Here is a 14,758-nt window from a genome sequence, read left to right on the forward strand (position 1 = left end):
CGGGGCGTCTGGAATGTGCCGTGCGACGTGGCGCTGCCCTGCGCCACGCAGAACGAGCTGGACGAGAGCGACGCGCGGACCCTGGTCGCGAACGGTGTCCGCGCGGTCGCCGAGGGCGCCAACATGCCCACCACTCCGGAGGCCGTACGCATCTTCCAGGAGGCGGGCGTCGCGTTCGCACCCGGGAAGGCGGCGAACGCGGGCGGGGTGGCGACCAGCGCGCTGGAGATGCAGCAGAACGCCTCGCGCGACTCGTGGACCTTCGCCCACACCGAGGAGCGGCTGGAGGAGATCATGCGGCACATCCACGAGGCCTGCTTCACCACGGCGGAGCGCTACGGGGTGCCGGGCAACTACGTGGTCGGCGCGAACATCGCGGGCTTCGAGCTGGTCGCGGACGCGATGCAGGCACAGGGGCTGATCTGATCCGACCGCCACGGCGTGCGCCCCTCTCCCGGACCGTCGGGAGAGGGGCGCACGCCGTTGGAGCGCCTCTTGCTCAGATGCCTCTTGCTCAGGTGCCTCTTGCTCAGGGGCAAGTTGCTCAGGTGCAGGCAGGGGTCGCGCACAGGGTCCACTGGGCGTTCCAGCCGCCCGACGGGGTGCCCGCGTCGGGGGCCGACTCGGTCAGGGTCCAGTAGCGGTCGCGGTTCCACTCGCGGGCCTTGACGGTGATGCGGTGGTCCGGGGACTCGCCGGTCACTTCGGGCTGGCTGAGGCCGACGCCCGGCTCGGCGATCGAGCCCGCCGGGGCGACCGGCTGCCAGGTGCCGGCCGCCGCGTCGGAGGCGTACAGGGCCCGGGACTCGGCCGCGCGGCCCGCCGTGGTGGAGGAGGCGACGGCGAGGATCGTGCCGTTGCTGCGGCGGTGCAGGGTCACCCCGCCGTGGTACGCCGCGGGCTGGAGGCCGAAACCGGTGGGGGCGGACCAGCCCGTGCCGGAGGCGGACAGGGCGGAGTGGCAGAAGGTGCCGTACGTGGACCAGAGGAGCTCGATGCCGCCCGCGGCGTTCTCGATGCCGGTGACGCCGTACAGCTTGGGGCCGACGGTCGACGCGCTCACGCGGACCCAGTTCCCGTAGGCGGCGCCGGGCGCGGGCTGCGAACGCTGCCAGACGAACGGCAGTCCGCTCATCGAGGTCGGGTCGTTGAAGGTCTGGAACTGCTCGACCCGGCCGTCTGTGCGCGGCACGGAGACGAGGTCGCTGATGGCCGCGCCCCGCTGACCTTGTGCCTGGGGGTCGGAAGCGCAGGTCGCGGTGGTGGTCGTCGGGGGTGCCGCCTCGGCCGATGAGGTCAGGGCGAGCGTTCCGGTGAGGGCCAGGGCCAGTGTCATCGCCCCGCGAAGTGCCCCACGCCACGTGTGCTTCCTGTTCAACGCCCGCCCCTTGTCAGCCTGTTGATCCCCAACGAGTACGAGTGAATCTTCACGCCTTCCCCACACGGCGCAAGAGTGGTTTTCGGCCACCGAGGGGCGTTGTCAGTGGTCGCGTCTATGTTCGTTTCATGTCCCGCCGAACGGACGGGGGCGCCTTGGTGAGGCGTGCCCCGGTGTTCGGCGTACCTCGGAGCAAAGGAGTTGGCGTGACGTCAGAAAGCGTTCGGCCCGAGCGGGCCGGGCCCGACCGGGCTCCGTCCGAATCGTCCCAGCCCGACCGGTCCCAGCCCGACCGGGAGAGGTCGAGCACCGTGCGCGTGCTCGCTCCCGCCCGGCCCCGGAAGCTGGCCAAGGTGCCCTTCGTGGAACTGGCCGACGGACGGCTCCAGGGGGTCGTCTCCAGCGGTTCCGACATCCAGCGGGTGTACGTGTCCTCGGTCGCCGCCAAGGACTTCGCGTACACGTGCAGCACCAACAACAACCGCCCGTGCGGCGGCCTCAGGTCCAGCTACTGCAACCACATCCGCGCGCTGCTCACCGAGGCGGTCGTGCAGTACGGGGCCGAGCGCGTCGCCCGCTACCTGCGCGTCGAGATCGCCGGGCCGGAGGCCGTCGCCGCAGACCTCGTCACCGCCATGACCGCCACCCGGCCCTCCCTCGGGGAGAGTTCCGCCGCCGCATCGGTCTTCAGCCGCTTCCTGCGGCACCTCGCCTACCTCGAACTGGCGCCGGCCACCGAGCCGTTGCCCGAGATGCACTGGTTCCCGCCGACCCGGGCGGTGGCGTGATGCGTACCGATCTGCTGACCGAGGACGTGGCCGGGCTCGGCGAAGCGCTGGCCGCCGTCGACGCCTTCGACCGGGTACTGGTGGACGGGCTGCTGCGGCCGGGCGCCGCACAGGCCGAGGGGCTGGCCGAGCTGGCCCGTGCCGTCGTCGGCAGCCCGCTGGCCGCGCGGGTCGCCCAGGCCGCCGAGAAGACCGCTGCGGGAGGCGGCGGCGAGGACGACTTCCTCGCGCTCGCCGCAGCCCGTGCCGCCCTCCTCGGGGCCGTGCACGACGCGCTGACGGCACGCGTCGAGGCGGCCACCGGGCGGGAGCCCTTCGTCGAGGACCTCCCTGCCCCGGACGCGGGGAGCTCGGCGAACGTGCTGGCCGCCGCCCGGTCCTGGCTCGCCGACCTGGCACGCACGGGCTGGCGGGGGCTCGACCACGAAGCGGTCTCCGCGTCGGCACCGGTCGTCTCCGCGCTCCTCGCCGACCCCGCGCTGCGCAGACTCGCCGCGCTGCTCGACGGGTTCGCCGCCGAACTCGCCGCGTCCTGCCCCGGTGCGACCGTCGAGGAGTTTCCGGTACGGAGGTGGGCCGACCTGTGGGCCAGGGCGCTGCTGCTGACCGTGCCGGGGACGGGCGCGGTGGCCGGGGCCGAGCCGGTCACCGGGCGGCTGCTGCCGCTCGGCGTCGACCTCCAGGAGCACGCCACCGCCGTGCAGGCCCAGGTCCACGCCGTGTTCGAGCCCGCCGACGGGTCGCCGTCCCGGCTGGTACGGGCGAGCGTGTCGGCCCCCAAGCCGGACACCGTCGTCGGGGCGGGGCTCTGGCAACTGCTGCGGCCGCACATGTCACTGCTGGCCGCCGCGGGCGAGGGGCGTGCGATGCAGCTCACCGGCATGCCGCTGACCGCCGAGGGCGACCTCCTCTGGGACGACGCGCACGCCAGGACCGGCGAGCCCGCCGACGCACTCACCACCGCGCGGGTGGCCCTGCCCGCCGCCACCGGCCCCCGGACCGCACCGCTGGACCGGCATCCGGCCCGCCTCGTCGTCCCCGTGTTCCTGGAGGGGTACGGGACGGAGGCGGACGGCGACACGGTGACGTTCGACGTCGCGGGACAGCGCCTGGGTGTGGACGTGGACCGGATTCCGGCCGCCGGACCGCTCACCCCGAAGTCGGTCGCCGCCTCGCGGGCCTGCATCGGGCTGCTGCGCTGGGACGCCGGGGAGTTCCGGCTCCAACCGCTCGCGGTGGAGACGCTCGTACGCAAGAAGCCGGTCGGCGTGCACGCCGGGGCGTGGGCGGGCGGGACCACCGACAAGGCCGGGGCCCGGGCCGAGAAGGCGGCCACCGACGCGGCGGCCGTACTGCGCGAACGAGCGGGAAGGCTGCTGCGGAAATGACGACCGGAAGGACGGACACCGGCGCGCATGCCGGGACGGACACGGCGGTGGGTGCCGACGCGGGCGCCGAGGCCGGCACCGGGGCGGAGGCCGTCTCGTACGAGAGCCGCAGGCAGGTCCAGTACTGGAGGCTGCTGTCCCGACTCTTCGACCCCGAGGAGCAGCCGAACCTGGAGTCGGCGAGTCTCGCCGTCGTCGAGGACCTCGGGCTGCCCACAAGCGTGCTCGACGCACGGGAGTCCGTCGACACCCTCGTACAGCGCAACCCCGAACTGGCCGCCGAATTCGACGGATTGATGACCCCGCAGGGCGAGGAGGAGGACGGCGAGGGCCGGGACCGGGCCGCCGAGGTACGGCGGGCGGCGCTCGTCTCCAAGGTGCTGCTCAACGTCTTCGCCCCCACGACCGGCAACGTCTCCGCAGGCCAACTGGCCACCTGGCAGTCCGACGCGGGCTGGCTGGAACGCGCCCTCGGCTGCCGCCCCGGCGAACTGCGCGGCGGACGGCCCGGCGGCGGCACGGGCCGAGCGGCCGGTCCGACCGGCAGCGGAGGCGGCGGCCCGCTGCCCGACCTCGGGCGGCTCATCCCGGAGATCGGCCCCGAACTCGGCTCCATCGAGGCCGACCTGGTCAAGCGCATGCACCTGCGCGAAGTCCTCGCCGATCCCGCGCTCGCCGCCAAGCTCACCCCGAGCATGTCCCTCGTGGAGCAACTGCTGCGCGACAAGAACAATCTCTCCGGCATCGCCCTGGCCAACGCCAAGAAGCTGATCCGGCAGTTCGTCGACGAGGTCGCCCAAGTGCTCCGCACCCAGGTGGAGAAGGCCAGCGTCGGCGCCATCGACCGGTCCGTCCCGCCCAAGCGGGTCTACCGCAACCTCGACCTCGACCGCACCATCTGGAAGAACCTCACCAACTGGGACCCCGAGCAGGAGCGCCTCTACGTCGACCGCCTCTTCTACAAGCAGACCGCCCGCAAGACCACCCCGCAGCGCCTGATCGTGGTCGTCGACCAGAGCGGCTCGATGGTCAGCTCGATGGTCAACTGCACCATCCTGGCATCCATCTTCGCCGGGCTCCCCAAGGTCGATGTCCACCTCGTCGCGTACGACACCCAGGCGCTCGACCTGACGCCCTGGGCCCATGACCCGTTCGAGACGCTGCTGCGCACCAAGCTCGGCGGCGGCACCGACGGCACCTGCGCCATGAACCTCGTACAGCCGAAGATCGCCGAACCGCGCAACACGGTCGTGGTGTGGATCTCCGACTTCTACGAGTGGCAGTGCGCCGAGCTCTTCACGAGCATGGCCGCGATCCACGCCTCGGGCGCCAAGTTCATCCCGGTCGGCTCCGTCACCAGCGCCGGGCGCGGCGAGGTCAACCCGTGGTTCCGCGAGCGCTTCAAGGATCTGGGTACGCCGGTCCTCTCCGGCCACATACGCAAGCTGGTGCACGAACTCAAGACGTTCCTGGGCTGAGCCCGCCGTCCCGCGCACGTCGCACACCCCGTTCGCTCCCACCTGACTCCCGCACGCCCCATCACCGTGCGCTTCCTACCGAAAGGCACCGACATGTCCGACCTGCTGCGCGCCCCCGCCGAGATCAAGTACGCCGAGGAGCTGGACTGGCTGGAGTCCGTGGACGACGGCCCCAAGCCGTTCTCCTGGCGGCTCTCGCCCAAGATGGTCCGCCTGTTCGTGCTCGGCTCCGAGCGGGCCGACGGCCTGGACCGCGACATCTCCCAGAAGTGGTTCGGCGAGCGGTCCATCGTGGAACGCGCCATCGTCACCCTCGCCTCCGACCGGGGGCTCCTCCTCATCGGGGACCCCGGCACCGGCAAGAGCTGGCTCGCCGAACTGCTGGCCGCCGCGATCAGCCGCAACTCCACCCTCGTCGTCCAGGGCACAGCCGGGACCACCGAAGATCACATCAAATATGCGTGGAACGTCTCGATGGTCATCGCCAAGGGCCAGTCGCGGGAGTCGATGATCCCCTCGCCGATCATGACCGCCATGGAGTCCGGCCGCATCGGCCGCTTCGAGGAGCTGACCCGCTCCACCAGCGACGTCCAGGACGCGCTGATCTCGATCCTCTCCGAGAAGTACATCTCCGTACCCGAACTGGACAGCGACAGCGACGACAGCATCGTCTTCGCCAAGCCCGGCTTCTCCGTCATCGCCACCGCCAACAGCCGCGACCGGGGCGTCAACGACCTCTCCTCCGCGCTCAAGCGCCGCTTCAACTTCGTCCGCATCCCGGTCGTCACGAACAAGAAGAGCGAGGCCGACATCGTCCGCTTCCGCACCGAGGAACTGCTGCGCCGCCACCAGATCGAACTCGACGTGCCGCCCACCCTCCTCGACGTGCTCCTCCAGAGCTTCGCCGACCTGCGCGCCTCCGCCGCAGCAGCAGGCAGCGACGACGAGAAGCTGGAGTCGGCCCTGTCCACCGCCGAACAGATCGGCGTCCTGGAGGACTCCATCCTGCACAGCAACTTCTTCGGCGAACGCGCCCTCACCGCCCGCACCCTCGCCTCCTCGCTGGTCGGTTCTCTCGCCCGCCGCGAGCCCGAGGACCTGGCGATCCTCAACAAGTACCTGCACGGCGTCGTCGAGCCGCGCAGCAAGGACGAGGGCGGCGAATGGCCCGAGTTCCTCGAAGGCGGCCGCGACGCGATCGCGACCCTGTCGTGACCGCCGCCGTCCAGCGGGCCTCCGCCGCCGGGGCCGACTTCGACGCCCTGCGCACCCAACTCCAGCAGGCGGCCAGCGAGTTCGCCGACGGGCCCGGCGCCCTGGAGGGCATCCTCCTCGGCCTCGTGGACGACGTCGACCGTGCCGCGCGCGAGCCCCTGGAGATCTTCCCGGTCTGCCACCACTCGCCCGCCTCCGCCACCGCGATGGCCCGCCGCCTGCGCGAGAAGCAGCCCAAGGTCGTCTACCTCGAACTCTGCGAGGACATGGCGCCGCTCCTCACCGAGCTGCGCAACTGCCGCCTCCCGGTGGCCGTCCAGGCGTTCGCCGCCGAGGTCGAGGGCTTCCCCGCCGACTGGGCACCGCTGTCGGTCGTCGCCCCGATCACCGAGGCCTCCGCCGAGTACCAGGCCATCGCGTACGCACTCGACACCCCCGGTGTCGAACTCGTCCTGGTGGACCGCTCCTCCGACCACGTCTTCCAGTGGCGCACCCGCGAGGACACCGCCGAAACCCCGGCCGACCCCGACGCCCCGCCGGCCGAGGAGGAGGCCGCGCTGCACGGCGACGCGGTCGGCGTCGAGATCGGCGACCTGCGCCCGCGCTTCGCCGAACTGGAGGAACACCTCCTGCGGCACGGCAGGGTGCGTCATTGGGGGGAATGGTGGAGCCTCTTCGTAGAGGAGCCGCTCGGCGCGGCGGACGTCGACCACGACACGTACCGCCAGGTCATGTTCCTCATCGGCAGCCTGTTCCGCAGGCTCGCCCCGGGAGACCCGGGACGCGTCGACGTGGACGAGGACCGCGAGCGGTACATGTGGACGCGGATGCGCGCCCACCTCGCCCAGACCGGCACCGACCCGGACGACGCCCTGTACGTCTGCGGCGCGTTCCACGCCGCCAGCCGGGTCGCCGAGTTCGGGCTGCACGGCAGCGACGGCTTCGTGATCACACCGCCCAGCGGCAGCACCTGGCAGTACGGGCTCATCCCGTCCAGCCACGCCGCGATCGAGGCGCAGTTCGGCCTGGCCGCCGGGTCGGTGTCGATCGCCGCCACCCAGTGGGCGAAGAACCTGAAGCGTACGAAGGTGCAGCCGTACCGGCTCGCAGGACAGGCCGGGACGAAGAAGCCCGCGAAGGCGCGGGCGGTGGCCGCCGTCCCCGCCCCGGAGCCGGCCGACCGGCTCTCCGGCTTCCTGCACCGCGCACCCGTCGTGGACGCCGTGGACGAGGCCGAACTCCTCGGCTGGTCCGTGGAGATCGTCCGCGCCGCCCGCAAGGCCGGATACCTCGCCTCGACCGCCGACGCCATCGCCGTGTACGAGACGTCCATCCTGCTCGCCCGGATGCGCGAGCGCGCCAGGCCCACCCCGTACGACTTCCAGGACGCGGCCGTCACCTGCATCGAGAAGGACAGCGTGCCCGGCAGGCGCGACGTCCGCAGGCTCGTCGAGATCATGATGGGCGGGGACAGGATCGGCCGGGTCGGGTACGAGGCGCTGCCGCCCCTGGCACGCGACGTGCACGACCGGCTCGCCCCGCTCGGCCTCAAACTCGAACAGCGCGGTGTGAAGCGGGCGTTGCTCGACCTCGCCGGACAGCCCGAGCTGCGGCAGTGCTCCGACGTGCTCTGGATGCTGCGCCGCCTGCTGCCGCACGGCGCCGCCCGCCCCATCATGGGCGAACGCACCCTCGGCGAACAGTCCCTCCAGGAGTCCTGGGACCTCGCCCTCGGCACCCACCAGCGCGCCCTCATCGAGCTCGGCTACGAGGGCGTCAGCCTCGAACAGGTCATGGAACAGCGGCTGCGGCGCGCCGCCTACGATCCGCAGGCCACCACCGCGACCGTCCTCCAGGCGGTCGAGGAGGCGACCCTGTACCTGCGCAGCCGCCGCCTCGCCGACGAACTCGGCACCCGCGCCCTGGAGGTCCTGGCCGCCGAACGCACCGTCGACGGCGCACCCGACGTGCTGCGCAGGGTCCGCCGCCTGCTCGCGTACTACCGCACCTCGGAGCCCTCGCTCCCGCAGTGGATCGAGTCCTTCGTCAAGGCCGGTTACGCGCACTACTGCACGCTGCTGCCGACCGCCTTCGCCGACGAGGACGCCACGGCCCGGCAGGTCGCGGCGATGCTGGGCTTCCTCTTCAGCATGGAGGGCCTGGCGCTCTCGCTCGGCTGCGACCGTACGCAACTGGAGCTGGCCGTCGCCCAGTCCCACCCGCAGGAGCAGTCCCGCACGGCCCTGCTGTGGGCCGCGCAGGTCCAGCTCGGCCTGCTCACCCGCGACGCACTGCGCTCCCGCTGCGACGCGCTGCTGGCCAACCCCCTCGTCCTGCCCGCCTACCCGCGCTACCTCAGCGGGCTGCTGCACGCCCTGGAGCCGGTCCCGCAACTGGTCGACTTCGTCGTGGAAGCGGTGTCGAACGCCTTCGCCCGCCTCCCCGACCGGGTGCTCCTGCCGTGGCTGCCCACCCTGATCACCACCCTGCGCGCGGACGGCGCGGACCTGGCCGCCCGCCTCACCCGCGAGGCCGGGCGCGTCTTCCCCGGACGGCTCGCGGCCCTGGACGCGTGGACGCCGCCGTGGCAGGAGCGGCCGGCAGCCACCGGGCAGCCGACCGCCCCCGAGGCCGGGCGTGCCGCCCTGCTCGCCGCACACCCGGCGACCTGCGACGCGCTGGCGGCCCTGCTGGGCTGCACGGACCCGTGGCAGGCGGCCGACGCCGCGCCCGGCGGCGCGGTGCTGCTGGACGGGTTCCCGGAGACGGCCCGAGCCTGGGAGGCGCTGCTGGCGACGGCCTGACGGTGGCCCGCGTCCCGGCTCAGTGGATAGTCGCCCCGTACACGTGGTCCACCGGGACCGACATCAGCACGCGGCGGTCGGCGACCATCACCGCCCGGTACTCGTCCCAGTCCGGGTGCTCCCCGGCGGCCCGCCGGTAGTAGTCCACCAGGGCCTCCACCTCCGGGCCGTGCGGGTCGGTGCCCGGCCCGGTGAGCTTCGCGACGCCCTCGGCGGTGGCCCACGAGGCCCCGTCGGGGCTCGTGACCTCCAGGGTGGCGCGCGGATCGCGGCGCAGGTTCGCCGTCTTCGCGCGCCCCTCGGTCATGGACACGTGCAGGATGCCGGTCTCCGCGTCGTAGAACGGCTGGACGGGGGACAGCTGGGGCCGCCCGTCCGCCTTGATCGTGGCGAGCACGCCGAGGCGGCTGGCGGCGAGGAGGGCACGCGGATCGAACGAGGAAGAGGTCATGTCCAGCTCCAAGTCCCTTCCCCATGTTGGTTATTCCGGGGCCGGCCGCGTCTCAGACCTCGACCGGCAGCTCCCGCAGCCCACGCATCACGAAGTTCGGCCGCCGCTCGGGTTCGGCGGCCGGGCGCAGGGCGGGGGCCTGGGCGAGCAACGCGCGCATCGACGCAGCGAGTTCGATACGGGCCAGCGGCGCGCCGATGCAGTAGTGGATGCCCGCGCTGAAGGAGATGTGCGGGTTGTCCTTCCGGGTCAGGTCGAGGCGCTCGGGGTCGGCGAAGACGGCGGGGTCGTGGTTGGCGGAGCCGAAGAGGAGGGCGACCTCGGAGCCGCGTGCGATCGTCACGCCGTCGATCTCGATGTCGTCGAGCACCCAGCGTTCGAAGAGCTGGAGGGGCGTGTCGTACCGCATCAGCTCCTCCACGGCGGTGGGGATCAGCTCCTCCGGGTTCGCCCGGAGGGCGGCGAGCTGGTCGGGATGGCGGAAGAGGGCGTGCCAGCCGTTGGTGGTGGCGTTCACGGTCGCCTCGTGACCGGCGTTGAGAAGCAGGACACAGGTGGAGATCACCTCCTGCTCGGTGAGGTGCTCACCGTCCTCGTGCGCCGCGATGAGACCGGACAGCAGGTCGTCGCCGGAGGAGCGGCGGCGGAAGGCGATCAGGTCTTGGAGGTACGCCGTGAACTCGACGGAGGCGCGGACGGCCCGCGCGGCCGTCTCCGCGGAGGGGTTCAGCTCGTACATCCCGCAGATGTCGGCCGACCAGGGGCGCAGCGGTGCCCGGTCCGCTTCCGGGATGCCCAGCATCTGCGCGATCACGGCCACGGGCAGCGGCTCGGCGACGGCGGCGAGGAGGTCCCCGCCGCCGTTCGCGACGAGACCCGCCACGAGGCCGGCGGCCACCTCGTCGATGTACGGGGTGAGCCGGGTGACCGTGCGCGGGGTGAACGCCTTGGAGACCAGGCGGCGGATGCGGGTGTGGTCCGGGGCCTCCAGGTCGAGCAGGCCGTGGTCGTTGAGGGTGTGGAAGGGCTCGTGCTCCGGGGGCGGGGCGGTCCGGCCGAACTCCTCGTGGGTGAAGCGGTGTTGGTACGTGCGTCCCAGGCGGCGGTCGCGGAGGAGGGCGGAGACGTCGGCGTGGTGCGGGATCAGCCACTGGCCGGTGGGCTCGAAGAGGTGGGCGCGGGTGTGGGAGCGGAGGGTGGTGTAGGCGGGGTAGGGGTCGTTGAGGAAATCTGCTGACCAGGGGTCGAACTCGTCCATGTGCGGACGCTAGCTGGCCTGTGGGTCCCTGACCAGCCCACCCTGCCTGCCACCCCCACCGGAGGACCCGGCTCCCCTCGGCCCACGGGCCCCTTCGGGCCGCGGGCCCCGTCCCCCTGTTCCCCCGTTTCCTGGGCTCCGCCCTCGGCCGCCCCGTCCCCTTGGCTTCGCCTCTTGCCGCCCCGCTCCCTTGGGCGACGGGGCCGCCCCAAGGGGGCGGAACGGGCGGGCAAGGGGGCGGCCCGCCCGACTCCGGGTCACCCCGCTCCCGGCCCTCTCGCCGCCGGGTCAGCCCGGCACCGGCCCCTGGCCGAGCGCCTGCTCCGGACGCGCGTCCCAGGGGGCCCCGGCCCACCCCCGTGCCGGACGCGAAAGCCCCGGGCTGCTCAGGCAGAGAGGCCCCAGACCCGCCCCCCCACCTAAAGCGCTCGCCGCGCGGCCATTGCACGGGTCCGTGCAGGTGAGTGGGTGGCTGGGCGCGCAGTTCCCCGCGCCCCTGAAGGGGCTCGGACCCCGGCCTCAGGACTCCAGCGCCGCCCGCAGGGCCTTGGCGAATTCTGCGGGCTTGCCCTGCTGGCCGAATTCCCCGCCGAGGAAGCCGCCGTGATGGCTCGGGAACCAGGCCAGGTCCAGCCCCAGCCGCTCCGCCACCCCCGCCGCCGCCCGCGCCGTCATCTCGTTCTCCGACTCCCGCCCGGCCGCGATCACGACCCGCGTCGACGCGGCCCGCAGGGCGTCGAAGTCCGGCCGGTAGCCCGTGCAGCCGCGCATGTTCTGGCCCAGCAGCGCGTCGTCGCGCGAGCCGTCGTCCTCCGTCGGCAGGCCGAACGCCGCCGGGTCCGGCGCGGGCCCGTCCGTCCAGTTCTCCGGGAACGGCCCCTTGTGCGCCACCACCGCGAGGAACTTCGCCATCCCGGCCCCGAACCCGTCGCGCAGATACGTCTCGCGCATGTCCGCGAAGATCCGCAGGGCGATGTCCCGGTCCGGCAGCGCCTCCGCGAGCGGGGGCTCGTGCGCGACGAGCGTACGGATCAGGGCGGGGTGCCGCGCGACCAGGGCCAGCGCGTTGACCGCGCCGCCGCTGCTCGCGAAGACGTCGATCTCCTCCGCGCCGACCGCCTCGACGACCGCGCGCAGGTCCTCCGCGTGCTCCTCGGGGGTCAACTCGGTCGCCCCGTCGGTGCGGCTGCTCCGGTCGACGCCCCGGGGGTCGTACGTGATCACCGTACGGTCCGTGAAGTGCGAGGCCAGCGAGACGAATCCGGCGGCGCTCATCGGCGAGCCGACCAGGAGCAGGGGCGCGCCCCCGCCGGAGCCGGGGCGGACGTCGTAGGTGAGCGTGGCCCCGGGCACGGACAGCGTGTGGCTTTCGGGGGAGGGGGAGGAGGGAGAGGGGGAGGAGGGGGTGGTGGTCATGGTGGGCTCCTGGGGATGTCCGGTGGGGAAGCTGTCGTGGTTTCTGAAAGGTAGACCCCGGAGAGATCCAGAACTCATCGCCCGCGCGGCACATTTCTTCGAATCCCGACCGGCCACCGGGCGCGCGGTACGGGACACGGTCGCCGCAGGGCTCCTCAGCGGGCCGGTTCGAGGAATACGTCGAAGGGCGCCGGGAGTTGTTCCCAGCCGCGCCGCCCCGCCGCGTACTCCGCGTCCGTCAGCAGGCAGGAGTCCAGCAGCCGCTTCAGCCCCTCCCGGTCCAGGCCCGGCGACGTGAACACCAAGTGCTGGCAGCAGTCCCCGTGTTCGGGGTGCCAGTCCAGCGCGGCGGCCGTCCGCCGGATCGGCGACTCCAATTCCCACGCCGCGTCCGGCAGGCCCGCCAGCCACGGCCCCGACGCCTCCACGCACAGTGCGCCGCCCGCGCAGTCCCAGGCCAGCAGCGTGTCCGGGCGGTCCGCGAGCCAGAAACGGCCCCGGCTGCGCACCGCCCCGCAGCACAGCTCCTCCAGCGCGTCGAAGAGCCTGCCGGGATGGAAGGGGCGGTGCCGGTGCCACACCAGCGTGCCCACCCCGGCCTCGTCCGCCTCCTGGGGGAGCCGGGCGCAGGCGGGATGCTGAGCCGCAGCCGCGGCCTCCACGTCGAATCCGGCCAAGGCTTCCCGTACCAGATCGACGGAACGGGAGGGGACGTGGCGGGCCGTCGGGTGGAGCTGGGTCAGCAGCGCGTGGTCCTCCGCGTCCCCGTGGCCGTCGTCGACGAGCGCGAGCACGGAGGCGTACTCCAGCTGTCGCGCCCACGTGTCGCCCACCGCCCGCCGGTCCGACGCGGCGACGGCGAGACCCGCCGCCGCGAGGTCGTCCCCGTTGCCGAGGTACGGGAGTACGAGCGCGGGGTCGACGGCGGTGATCACCGAGGTCAGCCGCAGGCTCCCGCCACCGTGGGCCGCGACGACCTCGGCCATCGCACGCGGCTCCACCGAGTCCCACAGCTCCACGACCGCGAGCCGGGTGAGTCCGAGCGCGGCGATCCGCCGCAGCTCGGGCAGCAGGTCGGCGCGCAGGGCACAGCACGCGCAGTCGTTGACCAGCGGGGTCTCGCCCCGGGTCAGTTCGCCCGTGGCGTCGCGGACCGTGCGCAGCACCGCCCCCGACCCGGGCGCGCGGGCCGCCTCCGCGAGGTCGTGGTGCAGCGCGACACTGCCGGGGACGGCCGCCAGGAGCCGGTCCACCACCTGGCGGCGGGCGTCCGCGTGGAGCCCGCCGACCAGGGCGACCGCGAGCGGAGGAGGCCCGAGGGCCTCCGGCGACGCCTCCATCACTTCGCCTCGGGGCGGCCGTACCGCCGCTCGAACCGCTCCACGCGACCTGCGGTGTCCAGGACGCGGGCGGTGCCGGTGTAGAAGGGGTGGCTCACCGAGGAGATCTCGACGTCGACCACCGGGTAGGTGTTGCCGTCCTCCCATTCCACGGTCTTGGTACTGGTGGCCGTGGAGCGGGTGAGGAAGACGGAGCCCGCGGCGGTGTCGCGGAAGACGACGGGGCCGTAGGCGGGGTGGATGCCGTGCTGCATGGGGAGTTCCTCCGAAGAGAGAGTGTGACGAGAGTGGGCGGGCGGTCAGCGTGCCTCGCGGAAGTCGACGTGCCGGGAGACCTTCGGGTCGTACTTGCGCAGGACCAGTCGGTCGGGGTTGTTGCGGCGGTTCTTGCGGGTCACGTAGGTGAAGCCGGTGCCCGCCGTGGAGCGGAGCTTGATGATCGGGCGTACTTCGTTGCGAGCCATGCCGCTATCATACTGAAAACGGGAACCATTTCCAATAGTGGTTTCTTCCCGCCGGTGATTTCCGGCCGTGCAGACGAGAGAGGCAGGTACCGACCGTGTCCGCGCACTGTCAGCTGACCGGAGCCAAACCGGGCTTCGGCAATCGCATCTCCCACTCCCACCGGCGCACCTCGCGCCGCTTCGACCCGAACATCCAGCACAAGCGCTACTGGCTGCCCGGCGAGGGCAGGAACGTCCGGCTCACCCTCAGCGCACGCGGGGTCAAGACAGTCGACGTGATCGGCATCGAGGCGGCCGTGGCCCGGATCAGGGCCCGGGGAGGGAAGGTCTGATGGCGAAGAAGAGCAAGATCGCGAAGAACGAGCAGCGGCGGGCGACCGTCGCCCGGTACGCGGCCCGCCGGGCCGTACTCAAGGGGGTCCTGCGCCGGACCGACGCCACTCAGGCGGAGCGCGCGGCGGCCGTCGCGGAGCTGCGCCGCCAGCCGCGCGACGCGAGCGCGACCCGGGTCCGCAACCGGGACAGCGTGGACGGCAGGCCGCGCGGCCACCTGCGGAAGTTCGGCCTCTCCCGGGTGCGGATGCGCGAGCAGGCGCATGCGGGGTTCCTGCCGGGGGTCACCAAGTCGTCCTGGTGAGGAGCCGGAGGGGGTGGGCGGTGTGCGTACCGCCCACCCCGTTCACCAGCCGATCGTGGGGTGCATGCCGTTGCAGCCGGGCTCCTGGGTCGGGCACGACGGGTGCGCTTCGAGGGGCGGCGACGGCGGCGGCTCCGGTGG

General features: G+C 72.8%; 14 protein-coding genes and 1 pseudogene. 8 read left to right on the forward strand and 7 right to left on the reverse strand.

Translation table 11 applies throughout. The features are described 5' to 3' along the window. A pseudogene (locus ACIO3O_RS36140) lies at positions 1–426 on the forward strand (glutamate dehydrogenase); the annotation flags it as partial. A 118-nt stretch (positions 427–544) separates the two neighbouring features. Here ACIO3O_RS36140 and ACIO3O_RS36145 read toward each other — a convergent pair. Beyond that, the gene (locus ACIO3O_RS36145) at positions 545–1,336 is read right to left on the reverse strand and encodes a hypothetical protein (protein ID WP_401753222.1); all 792 of its coding nucleotides are present in this window, start codon (positions 1,334–1,336) and stop codon (positions 545–547) included. 359 nt (positions 1,337–1,695) lie between these two features. On the opposite strand from ACIO3O_RS36145, the gene ACIO3O_RS36150 reads away from it, so the two are divergent. The 5 genes from ACIO3O_RS36150 (at position 1,696) to ACIO3O_RS36170 (ending at position 9,051) form a co-directional block, all read left to right on the forward strand. Continuing rightward, positions 1,696–2,166, forward strand: a complete 471-nt coding sequence (locus ACIO3O_RS36150; RefSeq protein ID WP_401753444.1) for a hypothetical protein — start codon at positions 1,696–1,698, stop codon at positions 2,164–2,166. Continuing rightward, positions 2,136–3,554 carry a hypothetical protein gene (locus ACIO3O_RS36155; protein ID WP_401753446.1) on the forward strand — a complete coding sequence of 473 codons (1,419 nt, stop codon included), beginning with the start codon at positions 2,136–2,138 and terminating at the stop codon, positions 3,552–3,554. Before ACIO3O_RS36150 ends, ACIO3O_RS36155 begins: the two co-directional genes overlap by 31 nt. Further along, positions 3,551–5,032, forward strand: a complete 1,482-nt coding sequence (locus tag ACIO3O_RS36160) for a VWA domain-containing protein (RefSeq protein WP_401753223.1) — start codon at positions 3,551–3,553, stop codon at positions 5,030–5,032. Before ACIO3O_RS36155 ends, ACIO3O_RS36160 begins: the two co-directional genes overlap by 4 nt. A 93-nt stretch (positions 5,033–5,125) precedes the next feature. Continuing rightward, positions 5,126–6,247, forward strand: coding sequence for an AAA family ATPase (locus tag ACIO3O_RS36165; protein ID WP_401753225.1), 1,122 nt, complete (start codon positions 5,126–5,128; stop codon positions 6,245–6,247). Continuing rightward, the gene (locus tag ACIO3O_RS36170) at positions 6,196–9,051 is read left to right on the forward strand and encodes a hypothetical protein (RefSeq protein WP_401753227.1); all 2,856 of its coding nucleotides are present in this window, start codon (positions 6,196–6,198) and stop codon (positions 9,049–9,051) included. The genes ACIO3O_RS36165 and ACIO3O_RS36170 overlap by 52 nt, the downstream gene beginning before the upstream one ends. A gap of 19 nt (positions 9,052–9,070) precedes the next feature. Here ACIO3O_RS36170 and ACIO3O_RS36175 read toward each other — a convergent pair whose 3' ends face one another. The 6 genes from ACIO3O_RS36175 to rpmG form a co-directional block, all read right to left on the reverse strand. Next, a complete protein-coding gene (locus ACIO3O_RS36175) occupies positions 9,071–9,502 on the reverse strand; it encodes a PPOX class F420-dependent oxidoreductase (RefSeq protein WP_401753229.1) in 432 nt (143 codons plus the stop codon). 52 nt (positions 9,503–9,554) lie between these two features. Beyond that, entirely contained in the window at positions 9,555–10,760 is a 1,206-nt protein-coding gene (locus ACIO3O_RS36180; RefSeq protein WP_401753230.1) for a cytochrome P450, read from the reverse strand. 519 nt (positions 10,761–11,279) lie between these two features. After that, positions 11,280–12,176, reverse strand: a complete 897-nt coding sequence (locus ACIO3O_RS36185; RefSeq protein ID WP_401753232.1) for an alpha/beta fold hydrolase — start codon at positions 12,174–12,176, stop codon at positions 11,280–11,282. Between the two features lie 155 nt (positions 12,177–12,331). Beyond that, on the reverse strand, positions 12,332–13,516 hold the full coding sequence (locus tag ACIO3O_RS36190; protein WP_401753234.1) for a CobW family GTP-binding protein: 1,185 nt from the start codon (positions 13,514–13,516) through the stop codon (positions 12,332–12,334). Further along, entirely contained in the window at positions 13,516–13,770 is a 255-nt protein-coding gene (locus ACIO3O_RS36195) for a type B 50S ribosomal protein L31 (RefSeq protein WP_401753236.1), read from the reverse strand. Before ACIO3O_RS36195 ends, ACIO3O_RS36190 begins: the two co-directional genes overlap by 1 nt. Positions 13,771–13,815: 45 nt before the next feature. Next, the gene (gene rpmG, locus ACIO3O_RS36200) at positions 13,816–13,980 is read right to left on the reverse strand and encodes a 50S ribosomal protein L33 (RefSeq protein WP_401753238.1); all 165 of its coding nucleotides are present in this window, start codon (positions 13,978–13,980) and stop codon (positions 13,816–13,818) included. A gap of 95 nt (positions 13,981–14,075) precedes the next feature. Between rpmG and rpmB the strand changes: the two genes are divergently transcribed. Both rpmB and rpsN read left to right on the forward strand, forming a co-directional pair. Continuing rightward, positions 14,076–14,312, forward strand: a complete 237-nt coding sequence (gene rpmB / locus ACIO3O_RS36205; protein ID WP_401753240.1) for a 50S ribosomal protein L28 — start codon at positions 14,076–14,078, stop codon at positions 14,310–14,312. Then, positions 14,312–14,617 (forward strand): 30S ribosomal protein S14, encoded by a 306-nt coding sequence (rpsN, locus tag ACIO3O_RS36210; protein WP_401753242.1) that lies wholly within the window; start codon positions 14,312–14,314, stop codon positions 14,615–14,617. The genes rpmB and rpsN overlap by 1 nt, the downstream gene beginning before the upstream one ends. Positions 14,618–14,758: the final 141 nt, after the last annotated feature.

This window comes from Streptomyces sp. NPDC087440, from assembly GCF_044744005.1.
GTDB lineage: Bacteria > Actinomycetota > Actinomycetes > Streptomycetales > Streptomycetaceae > Streptomyces.

Bases quoted from the DNA above. Each gene is read 5' to 3' on its own strand.
- ACIO3O_RS36170 (WP_401753227.1), top strand. From the start codon at position 6,196: ATGGCCCGAGTTCCTCGAAGGCGGCCGCGACGCGATCGCGACCCTGTC.
- ACIO3O_RS36165 (WP_401753225.1), top strand. From the start codon at position 5,126: ATGTCCGACCTGCTGCGCGCCCCCGCCGAGATCAAGTACGCCGAGGAG.
- ACIO3O_RS36175 (WP_401753229.1), bottom strand. From the start codon at position 9,502: ATGACCTCTTCCTCGTTCGATCCGCGTGCCCTCCTCGCCGCCAGCCGC.
- ACIO3O_RS36145 (WP_401753222.1), bottom strand. From the start codon at position 1,336: ATGACACTGGCCCTGGCCCTCACCGGAACGCTCGCCCTGACCTCATCG.
- rpsN (WP_401753242.1), top strand. From the start codon at position 14,312: ATGGCGAAGAAGAGCAAGATCGCGAAGAACGAGCAGCGGCGGGCGACC.
- ACIO3O_RS36180 (WP_401753230.1), bottom strand. From the start codon at position 10,760: ATGGACGAGTTCGACCCCTGGTCAGCAGATTTCCTCAACGACCCCTAC.
- ACIO3O_RS36160 (WP_401753223.1), top strand. From the start codon at position 3,551: ATGACGACCGGAAGGACGGACACCGGCGCGCATGCCGGGACGGACACG.
- ACIO3O_RS36185 (WP_401753232.1), bottom strand. From the start codon at position 12,176: ATGACCACCACCCCCTCCTCCCCCTCTCCCTCCTCCCCCTCCCCCGAA.
- rpmG (WP_401753238.1), bottom strand. From the start codon at position 13,980: ATGGCTCGCAACGAAGTACGCCCGATCATCAAGCTCCGCTCCACGGCG.
- ACIO3O_RS36195 (WP_401753236.1), bottom strand. From the start codon at position 13,770: ATGCAGCACGGCATCCACCCCGCCTACGGCCCCGTCGTCTTCCGCGAC.
- ACIO3O_RS36190 (WP_401753234.1), bottom strand. From the start codon at position 13,516: ATGGAGGCGTCGCCGGAGGCCCTCGGGCCTCCTCCGCTCGCGGTCGCC.